The sequence below is a fragment of the Psychrobacter sp. TB55-MNA-CIBAN-0194 genome, from assembly GCF_040309505.1.
In the GTDB taxonomy this organism is placed as follows: domain Bacteria; phylum Pseudomonadota; class Gammaproteobacteria; order Pseudomonadales; family Moraxellaceae; genus Psychrobacter; species Psychrobacter fozii.
Map to the genome: position 1 here is coordinate 1 of NZ_JBEOOW010000441.1, position 261 is coordinate 261.

The 261-nt window shown below is 67.0% G+C and carries 1 protein-coding gene; it reads left to right on the top strand.

Going from position 1 to position 261, the window contains the following annotated elements; genetic code table 11:
- Window positions 1-80: 80 nt before the first annotated feature.
- Window positions 81-261: hypothetical protein (locus AAEY75_RS15805; RefSeq protein WP_352260126.1), on the top strand; the 181-nt coding region annotated here is incomplete at its 3' end.

Genomic DNA, 261 nt, shown 5'->3' on the forward strand with positions numbered 1-261 from the left:
GCGCCGGCCCGTGCGGCGGCGATCTACAATGACCGGCATCGCGCGGACACCGCGCCGGGCACACGTAACGGGACACCAACATGCATTCGAGCGAGCACGCAGTCTGCGTGGCGATCAACGACAACAACCGCGCGTGGTACGAAATGCTCGTGCCGTTCCTGCTGTCGCTGCGGCACGCCGGCTACGACGGGCGGATCGCGGTGATCGGCTACGGGCTGTCCGAACGCAAACGGCAGATTCTCGCGAGCCAGTCGGTCGACG